Annotated in this window: 22 protein-coding genes; 15 read left to right on the top strand and 7 right to left on the bottom strand. The window is 44.6% G+C overall.

What is annotated here, in order from left to right:
* Positions 1 to 2: 2 nt before the first annotated feature.
* Positions 3 to 923, bottom strand: a complete 921-nt coding sequence (locus tag DUK53_RS05275; protein ID WP_036132267.1) for a helix-turn-helix transcriptional regulator — start codon at positions 921 to 923, stop codon at positions 3 to 5.
* A 103-nt stretch (positions 924 to 1,026) separates the two neighbouring features.
* Here DUK53_RS05275 and DUK53_RS05270 point away from each other — a divergent pair, with 103 nt between their 5' ends.
* Entirely contained in the window at positions 1,027 to 1,446 is a 420-nt protein-coding gene (locus DUK53_RS05270) for an effector binding domain-containing protein (RefSeq protein WP_036094693.1), read from the top strand.
* A 57-nt stretch (positions 1,447 to 1,503) separates the two neighbouring features.
* On the opposite strand, the gene aldA is transcribed toward DUK53_RS05270, so the two are convergent.
* The 5 genes from aldA to DUK53_RS05245 all read right to left on the bottom strand — a co-directional run bounded on the left by aldA (position 1,504) and on the right by DUK53_RS05245 (position 4,999).
* On the bottom strand, positions 1,504 to 2,949 hold the full coding sequence (gene aldA, locus DUK53_RS05265) for an aldehyde dehydrogenase (protein WP_036132265.1): 1,446 nt from the start codon (positions 2,947 to 2,949) through the stop codon (positions 1,504 to 1,506).
* A gap of 76 nt (positions 2,950 to 3,025) precedes the next feature.
* A complete protein-coding gene (locus tag DUK53_RS05260) occupies positions 3,026 to 3,298 on the bottom strand; it encodes a hypothetical protein (protein ID WP_052164957.1) in 273 nt (90 codons plus the stop codon).
* 2 nt (positions 3,299 to 3,300) lie between these two features.
* A complete protein-coding gene (locus DUK53_RS17990; protein ID WP_081964439.1) occupies positions 3,301 to 3,381 on the bottom strand; it encodes a DUF3307 domain-containing protein in 81 nt (26 codons plus the stop codon).
* On the bottom strand, positions 3,374 to 4,195 hold the full coding sequence (locus DUK53_RS05250; protein ID WP_124892601.1) for a hypothetical protein: 822 nt from the start codon (positions 4,193 to 4,195) through the stop codon (positions 3,374 to 3,376). Before DUK53_RS05250 ends, DUK53_RS17990 begins: the two co-directional genes overlap by 8 nt.
* A gap of 189 nt (positions 4,196 to 4,384) precedes the next feature.
* On the bottom strand, positions 4,385 to 4,999 hold the full coding sequence (locus tag DUK53_RS05245; protein WP_124892599.1) for a lytic polysaccharide monooxygenase: 615 nt from the start codon (positions 4,997 to 4,999) through the stop codon (positions 4,385 to 4,387).
* 595 nt (positions 5,000 to 5,594) lie between these two features.
* Between DUK53_RS05245 and qoxA the strand changes: the two genes are divergently transcribed.
* From qoxA to DUK53_RS05210, 7 genes are all read left to right on the top strand, one after another.
* The gene (gene qoxA / locus DUK53_RS05240; RefSeq protein WP_036132303.1) at positions 5,595 to 6,695 is read left to right on the top strand and encodes a cytochrome aa3 quinol oxidase subunit II; all 1,101 of its coding nucleotides are present in this window, start codon (positions 5,595 to 5,597) and stop codon (positions 6,693 to 6,695) included.
* A gap of 18 nt (positions 6,696 to 6,713) precedes the next feature.
* Positions 6,714 to 8,693 (top strand): cytochrome aa3 quinol oxidase subunit I, encoded by a 1,980-nt coding sequence (gene qoxB / locus DUK53_RS05235; RefSeq protein ID WP_036094697.1) that lies wholly within the window; start codon positions 6,714 to 6,716, stop codon positions 8,691 to 8,693.
* The gene (qoxC, locus tag DUK53_RS05230) at positions 8,681 to 9,292 is read left to right on the top strand and encodes a cytochrome aa3 quinol oxidase subunit III (protein ID WP_036094698.1); all 612 of its coding nucleotides are present in this window, start codon (positions 8,681 to 8,683) and stop codon (positions 9,290 to 9,292) included. The genes qoxB and qoxC overlap by 13 nt, the downstream gene beginning before the upstream one ends.
* A 1-nt stretch (position 9,293) precedes the next feature.
* On the top strand, positions 9,294 to 9,623 hold the full coding sequence (gene qoxD / locus DUK53_RS05225) for a cytochrome aa3 quinol oxidase subunit IV (protein ID WP_036067086.1): 330 nt from the start codon (positions 9,294 to 9,296) through the stop codon (positions 9,621 to 9,623).
* A 348-nt stretch (positions 9,624 to 9,971) separates the two neighbouring features.
* Positions 9,972 to 10,283 (top strand): ArsR/SmtB family transcription factor, encoded by a 312-nt coding sequence (locus tag DUK53_RS05220; protein WP_036094699.1) that lies wholly within the window; start codon positions 9,972 to 9,974, stop codon positions 10,281 to 10,283.
* The gene (locus tag DUK53_RS05215; protein ID WP_036094700.1) at positions 10,280 to 11,215 is read left to right on the top strand and encodes an ABC transporter ATP-binding protein; all 936 of its coding nucleotides are present in this window, start codon (positions 10,280 to 10,282) and stop codon (positions 11,213 to 11,215) included. The genes DUK53_RS05220 and DUK53_RS05215 overlap by 4 nt, the downstream gene beginning before the upstream one ends.
* The gene (locus DUK53_RS05210) at positions 11,208 to 11,978 is read left to right on the top strand and encodes an ABC transporter permease (protein ID WP_036094701.1); all 771 of its coding nucleotides are present in this window, start codon (positions 11,208 to 11,210) and stop codon (positions 11,976 to 11,978) included. The genes DUK53_RS05215 and DUK53_RS05210 overlap by 8 nt, the downstream gene beginning before the upstream one ends.
* A 52-nt stretch (positions 11,979 to 12,030) precedes the next feature.
* Here the strand turns inward: DUK53_RS05210 and DUK53_RS05205 are convergent, their stop codons facing one another.
* Positions 12,031 to 12,795, bottom strand: a complete 765-nt coding sequence (locus tag DUK53_RS05205) for a DeoR/GlpR family DNA-binding transcription regulator (protein ID WP_308738465.1) — start codon at positions 12,793 to 12,795, stop codon at positions 12,031 to 12,033.
* 171 nt (positions 12,796 to 12,966) lie between these two features.
* Here DUK53_RS05205 and rhaB point away from each other — a divergent pair, with 171 nt between their 5' ends.
* The 7 genes from rhaB to DUK53_RS05170 all read left to right on the top strand — a co-directional run bounded on the left by rhaB (position 12,967) and on the right by DUK53_RS05170 (position 20,636).
* Positions 12,967 to 14,427, top strand: coding sequence for a rhamnulokinase (gene rhaB, locus DUK53_RS05200; protein ID WP_124892597.1), 1,461 nt, complete (start codon positions 12,967 to 12,969; stop codon positions 14,425 to 14,427).
* A complete protein-coding gene (gene rhaA / locus DUK53_RS05195; RefSeq protein WP_036094703.1) occupies positions 14,428 to 15,711 on the top strand; it encodes an L-rhamnose isomerase in 1,284 nt (427 codons plus the stop codon). It abuts the gene before it with no gap.
* A complete protein-coding gene (rhaD, locus tag DUK53_RS05190) occupies positions 15,704 to 16,534 on the top strand; it encodes a rhamnulose-1-phosphate aldolase (protein ID WP_036094704.1) in 831 nt (276 codons plus the stop codon). Before rhaA ends, rhaD begins: the two co-directional genes overlap by 8 nt.
* 249 nt (positions 16,535 to 16,783) lie before the next feature.
* Positions 16,784 to 17,098: an L-rhamnose mutarotase gene (gene rhaM, locus DUK53_RS05185; RefSeq protein WP_036094705.1), complete on the top strand. Its 315-nt coding sequence runs from the start codon at positions 16,784 to 16,786 to the stop codon at positions 17,096 to 17,098.
* A gap of 21 nt (positions 17,099 to 17,119) precedes the next feature.
* A complete protein-coding gene (locus tag DUK53_RS05180; protein ID WP_036132258.1) occupies positions 17,120 to 18,424 on the top strand; it encodes an MFS transporter in 1,305 nt (434 codons plus the stop codon).
* Complete coding sequence (gene fucO, locus DUK53_RS05175) at positions 18,417 to 19,571, top strand: lactaldehyde reductase (protein WP_036132255.1); 1,155 nt, start codon at positions 18,417 to 18,419, stop codon at positions 19,569 to 19,571. Before DUK53_RS05180 ends, fucO begins: the two co-directional genes overlap by 8 nt.
* Before the next feature lie 222 nt (positions 19,572 to 19,793).
* The gene (locus DUK53_RS05170) at positions 19,794 to 20,636 is read left to right on the top strand and encodes an LD-carboxypeptidase (RefSeq protein ID WP_036094708.1); all 843 of its coding nucleotides are present in this window, start codon (positions 19,794 to 19,796) and stop codon (positions 20,634 to 20,636) included.
* The last annotated feature ends 169 nt before the right edge of the window (positions 20,637 to 20,805 follow it).

Here is a 20,805-nt window from a genome sequence, read left to right as displayed (position 1 = left end):
GTTTATGCGTATTTATGTTGAATTTCCCTCAAATAGGCGACGAATCCATCGTAAAAATCACCATGATTGTGGACGGTGACGTGTGTGCCTAGTTGCAACAGAAAACGGTAGCCGGCTTCGTGATTTGGCAAGGTCACTTTTGCTGAGAAATGGGTTTCGTCTAGTGGTTCTATTGCTGTGGCTCCGAAGCGCAGGGCGATTTGTTCGCGGGCTATTTTGTCGACGATTAGGCTGACTTCCTTCATTTCGAACGGCGGTTGCGTTGCGGATGAGCGGAACGGTTTCAGACTAAATGGGCGCGATTCAAACGTTTCGGTGGACACTTCTAATTCGAGAACTCGCGATAGTTTGAATGTACGAAAGTCTTGGCGCTCCAAGCTAAACCCTTGTAAATACCACGACCGATTGCGGAAAAGTAAATGGTACGGCTCAACTTTACGCGTGGTTTGATTGCCATCGCGATCAATGTAGGTTAGGGTCACCAACTGTTGCTTTTTAATGGCCAAATGTAGCTGTTCCACATTCTCGTTAAATTCTTGTTTCATCGCCAAATTCGAAAAATCCAGTGAAATGGACGTGGCGGGAAGCTCGTTTTCGTGACCGAGCATGTTTTTCATTTTTTGCAGTGTTTTTTTAATATCGGCGGATGATAAAAGTTGCTCGAAACCGCTTAAACCAGTGATGATTGCGGTTAAATCTTCGACGGTGAGCAGTTTTTTGTCTACTTTAGAGGTTGGCATAATGCCGATTCCGCCTTTGACGCCGGGCATCGTATAAATCGGGATATTCGCCATAGAAAGCGAGTCGATATCGCGATAAATGGTCCGTTTCGTCACTTCGAACATCGCCGCCATTTCCGAAGCGCTGACGAGTTCACGTTGAAGAAGTAACATAATAATGCCGATGAGCCGCTCAATTTTCATAATTTTTTCTCCTTAAAATCGGAATGATGACATACATCAGTCAACATTCGCGTGTTATAGTTACATCATAACAAATTTACAGTAACTTTTGGAGGGAAATAGCATGGCATTTGAAATTGTAAAATTAGATAAAGAAGTTTTTTCTGGAAGCAGAGTGGAGATCCCAGCGTTTAATCCACAAGAAGGTTTCGCGGTTATGAGTGGCGTGAAAGAGACGGCAATAGCGGATTTTGCGAAAACAGCGGAGGATTTCGTCGGCATTAACGCGAATATCGATGGCGTGCAAACATACCTTGTTGCAAAAGTTGGCACGGAGAGCGGCGACACATCGTTTGAAATTACGGAAGGGCAATATGCCAAATTCGTAACGAAAGAAACGGAGCGCACAGCAATCGACCAATTCATCGGCCAATCTTACGGCGAGGTCATGCACAGCGACACGGTTGGCGTTGCAGGAACGTTCAATTTAGAGGATTTGCGTGAAGCAGATTTCACGTTGTACATCCCAGTTGTAGCTAAATAATCTAAAAATGGAGCCCACACAAAACAGCGCGAGAAACTGTCTTGTGAGGGCTCTTTTTTATTGGATATTTTGGTCGAATTGTAAGTACACGACATGGGTTTGCAGGTATTCTTCGAGGCCGTGTTTCCCGTCTGCGCCACCGATTCCTGATTTGCGAGACCCAGCGTGGAAACCTTGCATCGCCTCAAAATTCTCCCGGTTTACATACGTTTCACCGAATTTCAGTTGACGAATCACTTTCATCGCGCGGTCTAGATTCGTCGTATAAACAGAGGAAGTTAAGCCATAATCGCAATCATTGGCGAGCTTAATCGCTTCATCTAGCGTTTTGAAAGTTCCGATCGGTGCGACTGGACCGAACACTTCATCGTGCATGATTTCCATGTCGTTGGTCGCGTCGCCAATCACGGTCGGCTGGAAGAAGAATCCGGTTCCTTCCACAGCTTTCCCACCAGTCAAAATGGTCGCACCTTGCGCAACGGCACGATTTACTTTTGCTTGGACGGATTGTTGGGCGCTCTTATTCACGAGAGGTCCCATATCGATGTCGCCGGATGTCAGTGGATTGCCATATTGAACGGCTTCCATTGCTTTCACAAATTTCGCGGTGAAGGCCTCTTTCACGTCTTCTTGCACGTAAATCCGCTCCACGCAGTTGCAAACTTGGCCGCTGTTAATAACGCGAGAATCAACAATTGCTTTGACGGCTAAATCTAAATCGGCGTCATTCAGAACGATTGCCGGTGCTTTTCCGCCGAGTTCCAGGTTCACTTTCGTAATATTCTCACTCGCCGCTTGCATCACTTTTTGGCCTGCAGGTTCGCTCCCAGTCAAGGAAACTAAGCCAATTTTTGGATTTCCCGCGAGTTCATCGCCAATCTCGCCGCCCCGCCCAGTGATCATGTTGTAGACACCTTTCGGTAAGCCGATTTCATCCACGATTTTGGTGAAAGCGACCGCGTTATTTGGCGATTCCGCACTCGGTTTTACCACAATCGTGTTCCCAGTAATGAGCGCTGGAGCCATTTTCCGAGCAATTAAGAAGAACGGGAAATTCCATGGCAAAATTCCAGTCGTGACCCCAATCGCTTTCTTGAATACGAAAATATGCTCATTTGGCCGATCACTTTGCAAAATTTCGCCTTCATATCTGCGCGCCCATTCTGCCATGTAGTCTAAATAATCAGCGGTGAAATTCACTTCAACCTCGGATAAAGCCAACGTTTTCCCGACTTCTTCTGAAATAAGTTTGGCGATTTCAGGTACTTGTTCCCGGATTTTTGCAGCGATTTTATGTAGATAAACGCCACGTTCTACAGCAGGTAGAGCTTCCCACGCGATTTGCGCATCTTCAGCAGCATCGATTGCCCGTTTTGCGTCCGCTTTTGTGGCTTTCGGTACTTGTGAAATAATTTCCTCTGTAGCCGGATTGATAACGTCAAAAAATTCGCCATCACTCGATAAAATAAATTCCCCATTGATATACATTTTATGTTGATTCATGTGATTTCCTCCTTGTTTTATGTTGTTTCTTGTGTATTATTATAAATAAACAAACAGAAACAAGCAAATATAACGCTTACAAATGTAGGGTATAAATGAAAACAAGAGAGAGTAACACGCCGAATATCACGCTCAGGAAGTTGCCAATCAAATAATATTCCGCAAACGTTCGGTTATTTTCCAGTTCTTTGAATCGCGCTAACGTTTTCAAGGCAATGATGATGGGAATCGCTGAATAGATTTGCAATACCATAAAAATGAGCAGTAGCAGTCGTTCTAAGCCACCAATATACCACCCAGCTTTCAATTCTTTATTCGATACGACCGGTATTTCCTGATTTTTCGTCAAAATTATTTTGCCATCTTGTCCGTTTGCAGTACGAAATCTGCTAGGAAGTGGCATAGGAGAAGTGGGAAAAGCAAGTTACTCATCGCTAGCCCCTCCCATCATTTTTTGCAGATCCCCTAAATACGCCACAATATCCGAACGCACTTTTTTATATAGAAAATAGTCGGAATTAGCAATCAGAACGCTGACACGAGAGGAGATATCGGCTTTACTAAGCGCACTATAACCAAGCGCAGTGCCAACCTCAATATTGCTATAATCAGGATGACTATCTTTGATACGAAACAAGTCGCGCTGTTTGTCACTTTTAATCAGCTTCTCAAAAGCAAGGAAAAACATTGCACCGAGCGCATTACCGAACGATTTGGCCTCCGCGATACAGTAGAATTTAAAAGGCTGCTTTTCGAAAAAATAGTCCTCATCATTGTAGAGCGCGCTACGTTTCTGACCTTGTTGCGATTTCATGATTATTTTGGCCTTTTCAGAAGCTTCGATCGCGTTAATAATGCTGCTCCCGTTGACGATATTAATGTTCTGCAAATCTTCGGTAGGCGGTGTGTCGATATAGCCAATCCCAGCCCCGAAATAGAAATTAAGCGTTTCATCCACAACGGCGGAAATCCCGCTAAAGTGACGCCTAAAATCAGGCGAATAATATACCGTTAAACAATGACTATAAATATCGGGCAGCAACTGGAAATCAGAAACACCACCAACAATTGCATCCCCATCCTTAATTGTAAACGGCGTCAGCAGCTGATCTTCATAAGCCGCATTAATACTGTCCGCGATATAGGCGAGAATCTTCGTCCCATCATGTAGCGTAGAAAAGACGTGCCGGCTACTGCTAATATCGATATACACATAAATAGCCTCGAGTTTTACCGATTCCATCAAAAAAAGACCTCCTTTTATATAGTGATAACTATATATTAGCATGTTTATATAGTGTTTGCTATATATTTTGTAAAATTATTCTTAGTTTTGCGAGAGCGCATACCAAAAAGCCCCAAACGAGGAGCAAAGCGGCTAACAAAATTCTTGCTAAGCACTACCAGCTCCCAGTTTGAGGCTACATTTCCTACCTTATTTCAACGTCATTGTTCCATTATTAATCAAGTTCACATCGACAGCTTGATAGAAAGCATTCCCAGTATCCGCAATTTCCCAAACGCCAAGCACAACATAATAACCGTTACGGTCAGTTGGAAGCGGCACTTGATGGTTCACAGTTGTAGAAGTAGGAACCTCATTATGCGCATCAATCGTAGTCAACAACTCCAGGTCGCCACGAGTGAGCAGACTATTTGGATTCCAGCCTTTTTTCGTAATGTAATACTTGTATTCTTTCGTTCTATGAAGCGCAGTGAGCGTCCACGTGAAATTGTTTTGCCCGCCTAAAAGGTCTATGTGGTGCCAACGATCAGGAGTTTGTGCGTCCATTTCTGGAAACTTGCCTCCGCCTCCGCCCGCGATGGTACCGTCAGAAGGTCCGCCAAGTGGGAAATTCCCCGTCGCTTCAACACTTTGCGGCTCCCATTGAATCGCGCCAGCATTTTGGTTAATCCCCAATTTCGCCAAATATGCCCGACTTTCCGGTTTTGAAATGTAACCATGCGCTGATGCCCCCGGTGCAAACGTCGCGAACAACAATGCAAACGCGACTACAAATAAAACTGATTTACCCAAAAACTTCTTCATTTAACTAACACCCCTCGATTTTTTTTGAGCCATCTTCCACGCTCGCTATCTTGTTTACCCATCAGATTTAGAAACGAATCGCAAATATGTGAAAATGAAGCAATGTGCACATGGACTAGACCAATTCTTGTGTTTTGCAGTAGATAGAAAGAGCTGACCTGTTGGCGAGAAAGCGCTTTATCAGATAATCTATCTAGGTATTTTGGTTCTAATCGTGACATTCCAAACAAGCCGAAATGGGCGTCCTGCTCAACGCCTTTTCAACAGATATTACTAATAAGGAATTATTTTTAAGAGAGAGACATGCTCATATAGTAACGTTTGATATTGTGAAAAAAATAACTTGTCTCGATGCTTTGAATATACATACCAAATAAGCTATAATAGTATACGAGTATGCACATGCAGTTTCAAATTCATAATTTCACGAATCGAAAGTTTGTGATATTGTGAGAAATCTACACTATCTAGTTGGCCATATTTCATTATATTATCAATTAGGGGAGTCTCACTGGTCGGGAAATCAGGGAGTCAAGTTGTATTTTTGCGCAAAAATACACAGCAACAAACATCAAAAGGAAAGAAGGGGATTCGGGTGTCAAAAATGCTTAAGTCATTACTACTAACAGTCTCGCTAGTCTTTGTTGGACTTCTTAGCGGCTGTGGTGATTTGACGGTACTAGATCCAAAAGGTCCAGTAGCGCAAAGTCAAAGAGATTTAATCGTGTATTCGATTATTTTCATGCTTATCATTGTACTCACGATCTTCGTGTTATTCGTTATTATGATTACGAAATACCGCGAGAGAAAAGATCATTCCAACTACGAACCAAACATGCACGGTAGTACGAAATTAGAAATTTTATGGACGTTGATTCCGGTTGCGATCGTTATTGCATTAGCTATTCCAACAGTGCAAACGATTTACGCGAACGAAAAAGCGCCAGAGGTTACATCACACAAGGATCCAATTGTTATTTATGCGACTAGCGCAAACTGGAAATGGTTCTTTAGTTATCCAGATCAGTCGATTGAAACTGTAAACTATGTACATATTCCAACTGATCGACCGGTATTATTCAAGCTTACCGCGGCGGACTCGATGACGAGTTTCTGGGTGCCACAACTTGGTGGACAGAAGTACGCGATGAGTGGCATGACGATGGACTTATATTTGCAAGCGGACGAAACAGGCACGTTTAAAGGCCGTAACTCGAACTTTAACGGAGAAGGTTTTGCCGGACAAATATTTGATGTTGTCGCGCAAAAACCAGCCGATTTCGAGAAATGGGCGTTGAAAACGAAAGCAGATTCGCCGACTTTATCGCAAGACCGTTATGATAAATTATTATTACCAGGCAATGTGAAACCACAATCTTACGCGGGCACACATATGGCGTTTGTTGACCCAGCCGCAGATCCAGAGTACGTTTTCTATGCGTATAAACGTTTCGGCTTCGAACTGACAAATCCACATGATCCAAACGCAAAAGATACAAGAACGAAAGAGCCAATTTTGCCAGCGCGTCCGGTAACTATTACGAATCCGCGTTTTGAGCAAATGGACATGAAACCGATGATTATTCCGAATGGTACTGGTTACAAGAAAGATAAGCATTACGATGAGGAAATGAAAAAAATTGGTGACAAAATCAAAACCGATGAGGCAACAGATCACGATAAATCGGGACACTAAAAAGGGGGGTATTTCAACATGAGTTTAGATGAATTTATCATCACCGGCGACCCGCTGATTTTAGGAGCCCAAATTTCGATTGCTCTTGTCAGCATTGGTATCGTCGTGTTACTAACTTATACAAAGAAATGGAAGTGGCTATTCACGGAATGGATCGCTTCTGTTGACCACAAACGCCTTGGGATCATGTATCTCTTGGCAGCAGTACTAATGTTTTTCCGTGGTGGGGTCGATGCACTCATGATTCGTACCCAACTTGCGATGCCAGGGATGGAGTTTCTCGACGCCCAGCATTACAATGAGGTATTTACGACTCACGGAACTATTATGATCTTATTTATGGCGATGCCGTTCGTTATTGGTTTAATGAACATCGTTGTGCCGCTTCAAATCGGAGCGCGTGACGTTGCATTCCCATTCTTGAACAATTTAAGTTTCTGGACATTCTTTATGGGGGCAATGCTATTCAATATTTCCTTCGTAATCGGTGGTAGCCCAGCAGCTGGTTGGACGAACTATGCACCGCTCGCCGAGGAATTTAGTCCAGGTTATGGGATTAACTTCTACTTACTCGGAGTCCAGATCGCCGGTATTGGTACGCTGATGACCGGGATCAACTTCATGGTCACGATTCTGCGTATGCGAACGAAAGGCATGACTCTTATGAAAATGCCAATGTTCACGTGGACATCTCTGATCACTTGTTTAATTATCGTATTCGCGTTCCCAGTACTTACTGTGGCGCTAGCTTTAATGACGTTTGACCGTCTATTTGGGACGGCATTCTTCACGCTTGCAAATGGCGGAATTCCGATGATGTGGGCTAACCTGTTCTGGGTTTGGGGACATCCGGAAGTGTACATCGTTATTTTGCCGGCATTCGGTATTTTCTCCGAGATTATTTCGACATTCTCGAAGAAAAAACTATTCGGTTACCCAGCAATGGTAGCAGCAGTTGTTGTTATTTCCTTGCTAAGTTTCCTAGTTTGGGTCCATCACTTCTTCACAATGGGCTCCGGGGCAGCAGTTAACTCGTTCTTCTCGATTACGACGATGATGATTGCGATACCGACCGGAATCAAGATATTCAACTGGCTCTTTACCATGTACAAAGGGCGAATAACCTTCACCACACCGATGCTTTGGTCACTGGCATTCATACCGAACTTTGTTATTGGTGGGGTTACAGGGGTTATGCTCGCGATGGCAGCAGCCGATTATCAATATCACAACACGTATTTCCTAGTATCACATTTCCATTACGTACTGATCGCCGGAACCGTATTCTCCTGTTTTGCAGGTTTGATTTACTGGTATCCAAAAATGGTCGGTTATCGTTTGAATGAAAAAATTGGTAAGTGGTTCTTCTGGGTATTTGTGATTGGATTTAACGTATGTTTCTTCCCGCAATATTTCCTAGGACTTGATGGTATGCCACGTCGTATCAGCACATATGTGGAAGGCGACGGCTGGACTACATTGAACTTTATCTCATCTGTTGGTGCGTTCCTAATGGGAGCAGCATTCCTAATTCTATGTTGGAATATCGTTTACAGTTATAAACACTCTAAACGCGAAACAACTGGTGATCCGTGGGATGCGCGTACGCTTGAGTGGGCAACTTCTTCAGCTGTACCGCCAAAATATAACTTCGCTAAATTGCCAGAATGGAACGATTTGGACGATTTCTGGGAGAAAAAACAACGCGGCGAAACGTATAATGATGACAAAGAGTACAAACATATTCACATGCCAAACAATACATTGCTAGGTTTCGTCATGTCGGTGTTCTTCTTTATTGCTGGCTTCGGACTGGTCTTTTATTGGTATTGGCTTGGACTACTTGGCGGTCTTGGTGTACTTGCATGTCTTGCTTACCGTTCGTTCAAGAAAGACGACGGTTACCATGTGGAAGTACCTGAAATTGTGGCTACCGAGGAACAAGCAGCACGTGAATTTAAAACAGGCATAAAGGAGGGTAACCCATGGAACCTATAAAAGAAAATTCCAGCCTTCCGTTAGAATATCAATCGGAGCAAGGTCGTTTAAACATTCTGGGCTTCTGGATTTTCCTAGGCGCCGAGATTGCGTTATTCGGTACATTGTTTGCAACATATTTTGTTATGTATAGTGGTGGCTCCAACGCGGGTCATCCACCGTCCGAAATGTTCGAGTTACCGCTCGTTCTGATCATGACATTCCTACTTTTAACAAGTAGTTTTACGTGTGGTCTTGCTATTGGTGAGATGCGCAAAGGTAACGTCAAGCGTCTGATGATTTATTCGATTATCACGCTACTTCTTGGTGCAGGATTCGTAGGTTTCGAGATTTACGAGTTCGCACATTACGTATCAGAAGGTGTTACGCTGAAAGTCGGCTCTTATTGGTCCGCATTCTTCGTTTTACTGGGCACCCATGGTCTCCACGTAACGATTGGTTTGTTCTGGATCGCGTTTATCCTGATTCAAATAAAAATGCGCGGCTTAACCGCTCAAGCAGCATCAAAAGTATTCATTTCAAGCCTTTATTGGCATTTCCTAGACGTTGTGTGGATTTTCATCTTCACAGGTGTCTATCTGTTAGGGATGGTGAATTAATATGGCGAAAAATAAAGCGAACACGGCACACGCTGAAGAAGGCATTCCGTGGAAACATATCGTTGGTTTTGCCCTATCGATCGCGTTAACATTGCTAGCTGTCTGGGTTGTATTCGAATCTACGCTAAGTAAATCAGTAATCATTACGGTTATCTTTATCTTCGCGTTCATTCAAGCAGCATTGCAACTACTAATGTTCATGCACATGACGGAAGGCCAAAATGGACGTATCCAAGTCGGTAATATTCTATTCGCGGCATTCATTGCGATTGTTGTCGTTATGGGATCTTACTGGGTTATGGAAATTGGCCACATGAACCACCTCCTCTAAGTTCTGAAAGGGCACAAACGCTCATCTGCGTCGTTAAAGGCTGTGTTCCGATGCTCATGTACAAGTCGTACATTCCGCTTTGTTGAAGCACTTTGAAGCAAAGCGAATTAGAGCTTCAATATGCAGTGGAACGAAGTGAGGCTGCAGTCCTTTAAGGAGTCTTGCCTAGCATCTAAGCATTTGTGCCCTCTCAGAAGGTTTGGTGGGTTATTCTGGGCTTTTTTAAGAACAAATTTTAGACCTTTGGGATGGTGATTTTTTGCTGTTCTGGGGGTTTTTTATTCTTGACTTTACATTTATGGCAATCTATATTAACATAGGTGAGTATTTATGTATGGGAGGGTAGAGATGGATTATGTGAGGACTTCGTTGGTGCTTAAGGCTATGGCTGATCCGAATCGGATGAAGATTATTGATTTGCTTTCGGCTGGGAGTTTGTGTGGGTGTGATGTGTTGAAGCATTTTGATTTTACGCAGCCGACGCTTTCTCATCATATGAAGGCGTTGGAGAAGGCCGGGATTGTTTCGGTGACGAAGAAGAGTCAGTGGCATTATTATACGTTGCGAACGGATTTTGTGGAGGATTTTATGGGGGCGATGGCGAAATTGCTTTCTAACGATGGACAGAATGATACGGATAAGGAGATAGTTATTACATGACATATGCACTAGAAATAACAGGCTTGAAAAAAGTTTATGCGACGGGCGTTGAGGCGCTGCGTGGGATTGATTTGACGGTTGAAGAAGGGGATTTTTATGCCTTGTTGGGGCCTAATGGTGCCGGGAAATCGACGACAATCGGGATTATTACGTCGCTTGTTAATAAGACATCGGGAAAAGTGAAAGTTTTTGATTATGATATTGATACGGATTTAGTGCGTGCGAAACAGCAGATTGGCTTGGTGCCGCAGGAGTTTAACTTTAATCCGTTTGAGACGGTGCAGCAAATTGTGGTGAATCAGGCGGGTTATTATGGGGTTTCTCGGAAAGAGGCGTTGAAACGGAGCGAGACGTATTTGAAGCAGTCTGGTCTGTGGGAAAAGCGTGATGTGCGTGCGCGGATGCTTTCTGGTGGGATGAAGCGTCGGTTGATGATTGCGCGTGCTTTGATGCATGAGCCGCGTTTGCTGATTTTGGATGAACCGACTGCGGGTGTGGATATTGAGTTGAGACGTGAGATGTGGGATTATCTGCGAGAGTTGAATGCAGGTGGAACAACGATTATCTTGACGACGCATTATCTGGAAGAGGCGGAAATGCTTTGCCGCAATATCGGGATTATTCAGTCGGGTGAGCTGATTGAAAATACGAGTATGAAAACTCTTTTAGGGAAATTGCAGTTTGAGACGTTTATTTTTGACTTGGCGCCTTTTGATAAGGAACCTGAGATTACGGGTTATAAGAGTTGTTTGGAGGATGATCAGACGCTTTCTGTGGAAGTGGAGCGCGATCAGGGCGTGAATGAGTTGTTTGAACAGCTCACGAAACAAGGGATACAGGTTCTTTCGATGCGGAATAAATCGAATCGATTGGAAGAACTATTTTTGAAAATCACAGACGAGACACATCAAGCGGAGGGGAAACATGTTTAATCTTTATTTTACAGCTTTAAAAAGTTTAGCGGCTAAAGAAACGAATCGCTATATGCGGATTTGGATTCAAACCTTAGTGCCACCAGTGATTACGACATCATTGTATTTTGTTATTTTTGGAAATCTGATTGGCGGGCGAATTGGGCAGGTCGGCGGATTTTCTTATATGGAATTTATTGTACCCGGACTTATTATGATGTCTGTTATTACCAGCTCTTATTCCAATGTATCGTCCTCGTTCTTTTCGCAGAAGTTCCAGAAAAATATTGAGGAGTTATTAATCGCGCCGGTGCCGACACACGTGATTATTTGGGGCTTTGTCCTCGGCGGAATCGGCAGAAGTATCCTCGTTGGGGCGCTTGTCACAATGGTTTCGCTGTTCTTTGTGCCGCTACATGTACATTCATGGCTACTGGTTATCATTACGCTGCTCATGACGGCGATTTTATTCTCGTTAGCGGGACTATTAAACGGGATCTTCGCGCAGTCTTTTGATGATGTGTCGATTATACCGACGTTCGTTTTGCAGCCATTGACGTATCTTGGTGGCGTATTTTATGCAATCTCGATGCTACCACCATTTTGGCAAGCCGTTTCAAAAGTCAATCCGATTGTGTATATGATTTCAGGATTTCGGTTCGGCTTTCTTGGAAAAACGGATATTTCGGTCTTGTGGTCGATGGCGATTTTGATCCTGTTTATCGTGGTGCTTTATGCGATTTGCTGGTATCTGATTGATAGAGGTCGTGGATTGAGAAGTTAATTATTAAAAAAGGACTGTAAACATGATGTCAAATGTTTACAGTCCTTTTTTGTTAGTAAATCAGTGTTACCTCTTTTTCCTTCAAAAATTGTTGCCATTCGTGCGTTGGTTCTTGGTCGGTGATGAGGTAGTCGATTTCTGAGATGTCGACTATTTTGATGAAGGCGTTTTTGTCGAATTTAGAGGAATCAGCTACTAGTATCACTTTGTTAGCGCGCTTTAGCATGTGGTTTTTGATTTCGGCTTCGGGCTCGTTGGAATCTGTGATGCCGTTTTCCATGGAGAGGCCTTTGCAGCTGATGATCGCGTAATCCACGAAATAGCGGCTGATTGTGTTGGCTGCGTCGGAACCGATGAGTGAGTTGGACTTGGTGCGCAGGGTTCCGCCGGTCAGAATGAGGTGTACTTTGAACTTGGCGAGTAGTTCTACTGCCGTGATCGAGTTGGTAATGATGGTGAGATTCTCTTTTTCGCGGACGAGCAGGTTCAGCGCTTCGAAAACGGTGGAACTCGTGTCTGCAATGAGGGAATCGCCGGTCTTGATGAGTGATGTTGTTTTTGTTGCGATGTTCTTCTTTTCTTCGACGTTGATGACGTTTCTTGTTGCGTACGGTAAGTCTTCGTTCGTGTGTTGGCTGAGTGTTGCGCCGCCGTAACTGCGGTCCACGATGCCTTCTTTCTCCAACTTGTCTAGGTCGCGCCGAATCGTTTCTTCGGATACATTGAAAATTTTAGCTAGTTGGGATACGTGGACTTTCTTGTTTTTCTTTATTTCTGATAGTATTTTGTCTTTTCGCTCGAAAGCAAGCATTTTCATCACATCCTTGTCTCTTTCATTGTAAACAATGGGACATTTACAAGCAAGTTTTAATTGAAAACCACACAAAAACAACATAAAGCTACAAAATAATAAATAAAAATGTTGACTTAATGACGGATTCGGTGTATTCTTGGTTTATAAAATAAAAGTGTGAAGGAGGAGGAGCTTTTGAAACATGTGGCTGTGGATGTTGGCGCATCGAGTGGGCGTCTGCTTATGGGCGAGCTAGTGAATGGGACGATTGAGCTGACAGAGATTCACCGTTTTAAAAATGGTTTCACGGAAGTTGATGGTCATTGTGTATGGAATATTGATCATATTTTCACAAATATATTGCTTGGCTTGGAGAAATTGAAGAAAACTGGTGTCACACGTTGCACGTTGGGGATTGATACGTGGGCGGTGGACTATTGTTTGGTGGGCGAAGAAAGAAAGCGGTTACACGAGGTGGTTAGTTATCGTGATAAGCGGACGGATTGTGCGATGGATGCGGTTTTGGCGGAGGTGCCGGCTGCGGATATTTATGCGAAAACTGGGATTCAGTTTTTGCAGTTTAATTCGTTGTATCAGTTGTATGTGGAGGATGCGGGATTGAAGGCGCGGACAGATGCGGTCATGATGGTGCCGGATTATTTGGGGTATTTGTTGACTGGTGAGCGTGTGACGGAGGTTACGAATGCTTCTTCTACGCAAATGTTGCATTTACATACGAAACAGTTTGATGTGGATTTGTTGGATTTAGTGGGATTGGATGCTGGGCAGTTTGCGCGGTTTGTGAAGCCGGGTGAGATGTTGGGCAAGATTTCGGCGGAATGGCATGAGCAATATGACTTGCCGGATTGTGATGTGATTGCGGTTGCGACGCATGATACGGCTTCGGCGGTGCTTGGTGCGCCTGGTGTTGGTGATGATTGGGCGTTCTTGTCGAGCGGGACGTGGTCACTTCTTGGAGCGGAGTTGGAGAGTCCGATTAATAGCGCAGAGGCGTTTGCGGCGAATTACACGAATGAGTGGGGCGCGTATGATACGTTTCGCTTCTTGAAAAATATCATGGGGCTGTGGCTCATTCAAGAGGTCGCGCGGATGCAGGATTATGCGTATAGTTATGCAGAACTTGCGGAATTGGCGGCGCGCGAGGAGGCCTTTGAGGTTTTGATTGGGGTGGATGATCATCGCTTTTTGAACCCGACGGACATGATTGCGGAGATTCAGGCGTACTGCATGGAGACCAGGCAGGAGATTCCACGAACACCGGGCAAATTGGCGCGTGTTATTTATGATAGTTTGGCGATTCAGTATGCGATCCAGATTGAGCAGTTGCAGGCGCTGACAGGGCAAGAAATCAGGCATCTTCATATTATTGGTGGCGGCGCTAACATTGCGATTTTGAATCAGTTGACGGCGGATTTGACTGGGATTGCGGTGCATGCGGGGCCAACTGAGGCGACTGGACTGGGGAATTTGGCGGTGCAGTTGATTGCGAGTGGTGAGGCCAAGGACATCACGGCGGTTCGGGAGTTGATTCGCAGGTCGACGCCGATGACGACGTATACGCCGGGTGATGGTGTGAACATGATGGAAATTCGAGCAAAGTACAAAAATATATCTGGGAAACAGGAGGCTTTTTAAATGGGAAACGAGAAATTACAACAGCAGTATGCGTGGGCAAAAGAGGAATATGCGAAGTATGGCGTGAATGTGGATGATGTTTTGAAACGGTTGGCGGATGTGAAAATTTCGATGCATTGTTGGCAAGGGGATGATGTGACGGGGTTTATGAATCCTGATCAGGAGCTGACGGGCGGGATTTCGGTGACGGGGAATTATCCGGGTGCGGCGCATACGCCAGAGCAGTTACGCCAAGATTTGGAGAAGGCTTTCTCGCTGATTCCTGGAAAACATAAGGTGAATCTGCATGCGATGTATGTGGATACGGATGGAAAAGTGGATTTGGATGAGATTGAGCCGGCGCATTATGCGAAATGGGTGGACTGGGCGAAGGAGCAGGGATTGGGTTTGGATTTCAATCCCACATTTTTCTCACATCCTAACTCGGAAGATGGTTTTACGCTGAGTCATCCGGATAAGAAGATTCGTGATTTTTGGATTGAGCATGGGAAACGGGCTAGGAAGGTTGCGGCTTATTTTGGTGAAGAGTTAGGGCAAACTTCGGTCAATAATTTCTGGGTTCCTGATGGTTTCAAGGATAACCCAATTGATCGTTTGGCGCCGCGTAAGCGTTTGATGGAGTCGCTGGATACGATTTTTGCGGAGGAGTTGGACCGGAAATATACGCTGGACGCGGTGGAAAGTAAGCTGTTCGGACTTGGCGCTGAGGCTTATACGGTCGGATCGCACGAGTTTTATATGGGATACGGGATTACGCGGAATAAGTTGATTTGTATGGACGCTGGACATTTCCACCCGACGGAAGTGATTTCGAACAAGTTGTCATCGTTATCTTTGTTTAGTGAGGGAATTCTGTTGCATGTGAGTCGTCCGGTGCGTTGGGATAGCGACCATGTGGTGATTATGGATGATGAATTGCAGGAAATCGGGCGCGAGCTGGTTCGCAATGACTTACTTGGCAAAACGCATATTGGGTTGGATTTCTTTGATGCAACAATTAATCGCGTGGCGGCGTGGGTTATTGGGACGCGAAACACGTTGAAATCGCTTTTAAAAGCAATGCTTGAGCCGACGGAATATCTTCGCAAAATTGAATTGGATGGCGATTATACGACGCGTTTAGCGCTGACAGAGGAATTGAAGGACTTTCCTTTTACAGCGGTTTGGGACTATTATTGCGAGACGCAAAACGTTCCAGTTCGCGAGGCTTGGTTAAAAGAAGTGAAGGATTATGAAGAAAAAGTTTTGGTAAAACGGTCTGAGGAGGCAATTGGAATTGAGTAAAGATGTTGTAGCAGCACCATTTGTACAGGAAATGATGAAGGTAACGGCGAATTTATATCGTCTAGGTTGGGATGAGAGAAATGGCGGGAATATTAGTTATCTGCTGACGGAAGCAGAGGTTGGTGCATTTATTAATCCGAACCAAGTGATTCGCACAATTCCGATGATTTTTGACGCAACCGAGCTTGCGGGGAAATATTTTATCGTGACGGGTTCTGGGAAGTATTTCAAAAATGTGATTGATGCGCCGGATGTGAATCTTGGTATTATACGTGTTGCCGAGACGGGTGATAGTGTTGAGTTACTTTGGGGCTTAACGGATGGCGGTGTGCCAACGAGTGAGCTGCCGGCACATTTTATGAGCCACATTGAACGCCTGAAAATTGATCCGGAGCACCGTATTATTATGCATAATCATGCGACGAATATTATCGCGATGACATTTACGCATTCGCTTGAGGAACGTGATTTCACGCGAACTTTATGGCAAATGTGCACGGAATGTATCGTAGTTTTCCCAGAAGGTGTTGGGATTTTGCCGTGGATGGTGCCTGGGACGGACGCGATTGGGATGGCTACGGCTGCGAAAATGCGCGAATTCCGATTGGTTATTTGGCCACATCACGGGATTTTCGGAGCGGGAAGCACGATGGACGAAGTGTTTGGCTTGATTGAAACGGCTGAAAAAGCTGCGGAAGTTTATACGTTGGTTCAAGCGCAAGGCGGCGCGCGACAAACGATTACGGACCAACAATTACAAGATTTAGCGGATGCATTTGGTGTGACTGCGAAATCGGGATATTTACAAATAGGCGTTAAGTAAATTTTACAGGTCTGGGGCATAATCTAGATAAATCGGCGACAAGCGCTCGTATTACATTAATTTGGCGGACTTCCGGTTCTCACATACTCAAGTATGCTCCGCTTCCGGATTCCACCAAATTAATGTAATACAAACGCTTTCACTCGATTTGTGTAAGGCGTAATTTACTTCTTACCCCTAAATATGGGTCAAGAGGAACTGTCTTGCTTTGAGTTATACCTCAGTCTCTAATATAGGAGGAGTCGCAACATGGAAAGAATCGCATCGATTATGTACTTAAAAGATGGTTTTTCGGAGGAATATAAGGCGAGACACGATGATTTATGGCCGGAAATGGAGCAAGCCTTGAAGGAACACGGCGCACAGAACTATTCGATTTTTCTGGATGATAATACACACGTTTTGTTCGCGTACTTAGAAGTGGAAAATAGAGAAAAATACGACAAAATTGCAGAGACTGAAATTTGCAAAAAATGGTGGGCGTATATGGAGCCATTGATGGAAACGAATGAGGATAACAGCCCAGTTTCGAAAAATCTAACATCTGTTTTTTATCTCGCGTAACATAAAAAAGGAGGAAAAAGTATGGCGAATGCAGGTAAAGGAAGTTTAAAAGCCACTCTAACTGTGTCGATGTCCAATTTTTTGGAGGCTGGATCGATCGTTGCGGCGGCCGGGGGACTGACATTGTGGGTGAATTATTTGAATCTATCGGATGCGTCTGTTGGCTTGCTCGGCGCGGTTAGTGCGAATGGTTTCGGATCGGCGGTCGGTGCCTTTATTGGTGGAGCTTTGGTTGATAAATATGGGCGGAAATTCATCTATAAATATGACTTAATTGTGTATATGATTGGTGTTCTTTTGATAGCGCTATCAATGAATTTCGGCATGCTATTGACGGGGTACATCATCACGGGGATAGCGGTCGGGGCAGCGATTCCAGCGGCTTGGACGTATATCGCGGAGGAAGCGCCGGCAAAAGATCGGGCGGCACATGTTGGTTATGGGCAGTTGGCTTGGTCGGTAGGTCCTGCGGTAATGCTGTTCTTGGCGGTATTAATGGCGCCACTTGGCTTGATGGGAAGTCGGATTATCTTTGGAATGTTGTTTGTAATCGCTCTCATCACGTGGGTTTTACAGCAGCAAATCAATGAATCGACTGTTTGGGAAGATCAGAAGAAAGAGGACGCAAAAGCTGAGAATGTGGGTAAAAAAGTCTCGATTAAGGAGTTATTTACGATTAAGGCGAACCGAAAAGCGATTACGCTCGTGCTTGGTATCTACTTTTTCTGGAATTTGGTTGCAGGTGTGATGGGCTATTTCATGCCGTATATTTATCAGGTTGTTGGCGGTTTGACGTCGGCGCACGCGAACTTGTTACAAGGGACGCTGTGGGTGTTCACGATTCTTTCGACGTACTTTGTCTTTATTAAATTGGGCGATAAGATGAATCGTAAATTGTTGTTCGGAATCGGTGCTGTGATGGGAATTGTGGCATGGATTATCTTGACGTTTGGTTCGATGGGAATGACGGAATTGTTGCTATTCATTATTTTGTGGGGTGTTGCAGCTGGTTTTGGAGCGCAAGCGTTCTACGGATTGTGGGCTGGTGAACTTTTCAAAACGCAATATCGAGCAAAAGTGCAAGGCATGATGTTTGGATTGGTGCGGGTTGGTGTTGGTTTGATTTCGCTAGTCGTGCCGGCGATGATTACCTTCTTAGGATTCAAAGCGGCAGGCGTCGTGATGATTATTTTCCTTGTGATTCACTTGATTATCGGTCTTATTTTGGCGCCGGAAACGCGTGGTAAGACGCTGAAGGAGATCGAGGAAGAGCGGTATGGTCCGGAAGAAAACAGCATGATCGAGGAGGAACAATTAGATGGTTAACAGAATGATTTTGAATCAAACTTCTTATTTTGGCGCGGGTTCGATAGGGAAAATCACGGATGAGGTCAGAAAATCGGCTTTTCAAAAAGCGTTTATCGTGACGGATAAGGCTTTGGTGGAGCACGGAATCGCGCAAAAAGTGACGGCGTTATTGGACGCGGAACAGCTTCCATACGAGGTTTTTGATGGCTCGATTCCCAATCCGACGATCGCGGTTGTGAAAGCAGGACTCGCCGCGTTCCAACAATCAGGCGCGGATTACATCATCGCGATTGGTGGTGGCTCCCCGATTGATACGGCAAAAGCGATTGGGATTATTGCGACGAATCCGACGTTTAGCGATGTGCGAAGCTTGGAGGGTGAGGCAGATACGACGCAGGCTAGCGTTCCAATTTTTGCAGTGCCAACGACTTCGGGAACGGCGGCGGAAGTGACGATAAATTACGTGATCACGGATGAGGAGCGGCAGCGCAAGTTCGTTTGTGTGGACCCGCATGACATTCCGCTCGTGGCGTTTGTGGACAGCGATATGATGATGTCGATGCCGAAATCTCTTTGTGCTGCAACGGGTATGGACGCTTTGACGCATGCTATCGAAGGCTATATCACGAACGCGGCTTGGGAATTGACCGATATGCTACACTTAAAAGCAATCAAAATCATCGTGGGATCGCTGCGTTCATCGGTGAAAGGTGATGCGGCAGGACGCGAAAAAATGGCATTAGGTCAGTACATCGCAGGAATGGGATTCTCCAATGTTGGTTTAGGTCTCGTGCACGGCATGGCGCATCCGCTCGGGGCTTGGTACGACACGCCTCATGGGGTTGCGAACGCGATTATTTTGCCGACCGTCATGGAATACAATGCGGCGTATACAAGCGAAAAATATCGTGATATCGCCGAGGCCATGGGTGTTGTTGGCACCGAATCGATGTCGCTTGATGAAGCCCGAAAAGCAGCTGTCCGAGCGGTTGCTGAGCTTTCCAAAGATGTCGGAATTCCGAGTTCACTGAGCGAGGTCGGCGTCAAAGAGCAAGATTTAGAAGCGCTCGCCAAAGATGCCCTGGCTGACGTGTGTACTGGCGGGAATCCGCGGACGACGAATGCCGAAGAAATCCTAACTTTATATAAGAAACTACTTTATTAACAAAAATTTCACATTTTCATCTTAAAAAATTCATGACTGTCCTGTAACATAGGTTTTGTAGACAACAACAATTACTTTTTAACTCCCTTTTAGAGTAGTTGCATTGTTTCTCACCTTTTTTCATACCTCTCTTAGAAAGACATCGGCCCCAACTAACTGGGCGTCGGTGTTTTTTGCATGGTACAGGTATTGTGCTAAACTAGAGATATGGAGGTGCGGTATATGTTGCAAAATGGAGACACTATTGGCCTGGTTGGTTGTTCTAACGGGCGGGAGCAAGAGCGAGAAAAGGATATTAAACGTGTCGAGGAGCTACTTTCTAAGCATTTCGGTATTGGCGTAGTTCGCGCGACAACGATTTTTGAAACGGAAAGCAGGATGCCGAAACAACGCGCAGAATCGCTCTTAAACATGTATCAAAATCCCGAAATAAAGGCTATATTTGATATTTCGGGCGGTGATTTAGCGAATGAAATCCTGCCATATCTTGATTTTGAGGCAATCAAGATAGCGAATAAACCTTTCATTGGTTACAGCGATTTAACGGTTATTTTGAATGCTATTTATGCGAAAACAGGTGTGTCGGGTTATAACTACCAACTGTTGCATTTAGCAGGAAATGAATCGGAATTACAGTTGCGGCAGTTTGAGAATACCTTTTTAAAGGGGGAAAAAACAGTAATTCCGTATGAAACGATAGTAGAAAGCGCTAAAATGACAGGCCAGGTAATTGGTGGGAACATTCGGTGTTTATTGAAGTTGGCGGGAACGGAATATCTTCCTGATCCGACTGGGAAAATTATTTTGCTTGAGGCGATGAGCGGGGATCGTAGCAAAATCGCGACATTTTTTGCTCAGCTTGATCAAATTGGCTATTTAAAAGAGGCGAACGGCGTTATTTTAGGAACTTTTTCAGAGATGGAGAAATTGGAGCAACAAAAAGAGGTAGATGAAATGGCGCGTGAATACATGCAACGATATCGTAAATTCCTGATAAAAACCTCGATTGTGGGGCATAATGAAGACGCGCAACCATTCCCGCTTGGCGAAAAACTTGAATTCTAATAAAATTCTCATGGAATCCCCGCAAAACTTTCATCGACGCCCTGTATTATAGAGAATGTAAACAAGGACAGCAATTAGGTTTCCCCCCTTTTTCCTAATTGCGATATTCCTTAACAAACTCTCTTTTTGACCAGCTTCCCCGGCTGGTTTTTTTGTGCCTATTTGGAAG

Origin of the sequence: Listeria sp. SHR_NRA_18 (genome assembly GCF_003856515.1) — a bacterium.
In the GTDB taxonomy this organism is placed as follows: domain Bacteria; phylum Bacillota; class Bacilli; order Lactobacillales; family Listeriaceae; genus Listeria_A; species Listeria_A newyorkensis.
This window is presented reverse-complemented; position numbering and strand designations above follow the sequence as displayed.

Coding starts and splice junctions, on each gene's coding strand:
- DUK53_RS05275 (WP_036132267.1), bottom strand. CDS start 923: ATGAAAATTGAGCGGCTCATCGGCATTATTATGTTACTTCTTCAACGT.
- DUK53_RS05220 (WP_036094699.1), top strand. CDS start 9,972: ATGGATTATGTGAGGACTTCGTTGGTGCTTAAGGCTATGGCTGATCCG.
- aldA (WP_036132265.1), bottom strand. CDS start 2,949: ATGAATCAACATAAAATGTATATCAATGGGGAATTTATTTTATCGAGT.
- DUK53_RS05215 (WP_036094700.1), top strand. CDS start 10,280: ATGACATATGCACTAGAAATAACAGGCTTGAAAAAAGTTTATGCGACG.
- DUK53_RS05270 (WP_036094693.1), top strand. CDS start 1,027: ATGGCATTTGAAATTGTAAAATTAGATAAAGAAGTTTTTTCTGGAAGC.
- DUK53_RS05205 (WP_308738465.1), bottom strand. CDS start 12,795: ATGAAAATGCTTGCTTTCGAGCGAAAAGACAAAATACTATCAGAAATA.
- rhaA (WP_036094703.1), top strand. CDS start 14,428: ATGGGAAACGAGAAATTACAACAGCAGTATGCGTGGGCAAAAGAGGAA.
- DUK53_RS05170 (WP_036094708.1), top strand. CDS start 19,794: ATGTTGCAAAATGGAGACACTATTGGCCTGGTTGGTTGTTCTAACGGG.
- fucO (WP_036132255.1), top strand. CDS start 18,417: ATGGTTAACAGAATGATTTTGAATCAAACTTCTTATTTTGGCGCGGGT.
- DUK53_RS05180 (WP_036132258.1), top strand. CDS start 17,120: ATGGCGAATGCAGGTAAAGGAAGTTTAAAAGCCACTCTAACTGTGTCG.
- qoxC (WP_036094698.1), top strand. CDS start 8,681: ATGGAACCTATAAAAGAAAATTCCAGCCTTCCGTTAGAATATCAATCG.
- DUK53_RS05245 (WP_124892599.1), bottom strand. CDS start 4,999: ATGAAGAAGTTTTTGGGTAAATCAGTTTTATTTGTAGTCGCGTTTGCA.
- DUK53_RS05210 (WP_036094701.1), top strand. CDS start 11,208: ATGTTTAATCTTTATTTTACAGCTTTAAAAAGTTTAGCGGCTAAAGAA.
- qoxB (WP_036094697.1), top strand. CDS start 6,714: ATGAGTTTAGATGAATTTATCATCACCGGCGACCCGCTGATTTTAGGA.
- rhaM (WP_036094705.1), top strand. CDS start 16,784: ATGGAAAGAATCGCATCGATTATGTACTTAAAAGATGGTTTTTCGGAG.
- DUK53_RS17990 (WP_081964439.1), bottom strand. CDS start 3,381: ATGAGTAACTTGCTTTTCCCACTTCTCCTATGCCACTTCCTAGCAGAT.
- qoxD (WP_036067086.1), top strand. CDS start 9,294: ATGGCGAAAAATAAAGCGAACACGGCACACGCTGAAGAAGGCATTCCG.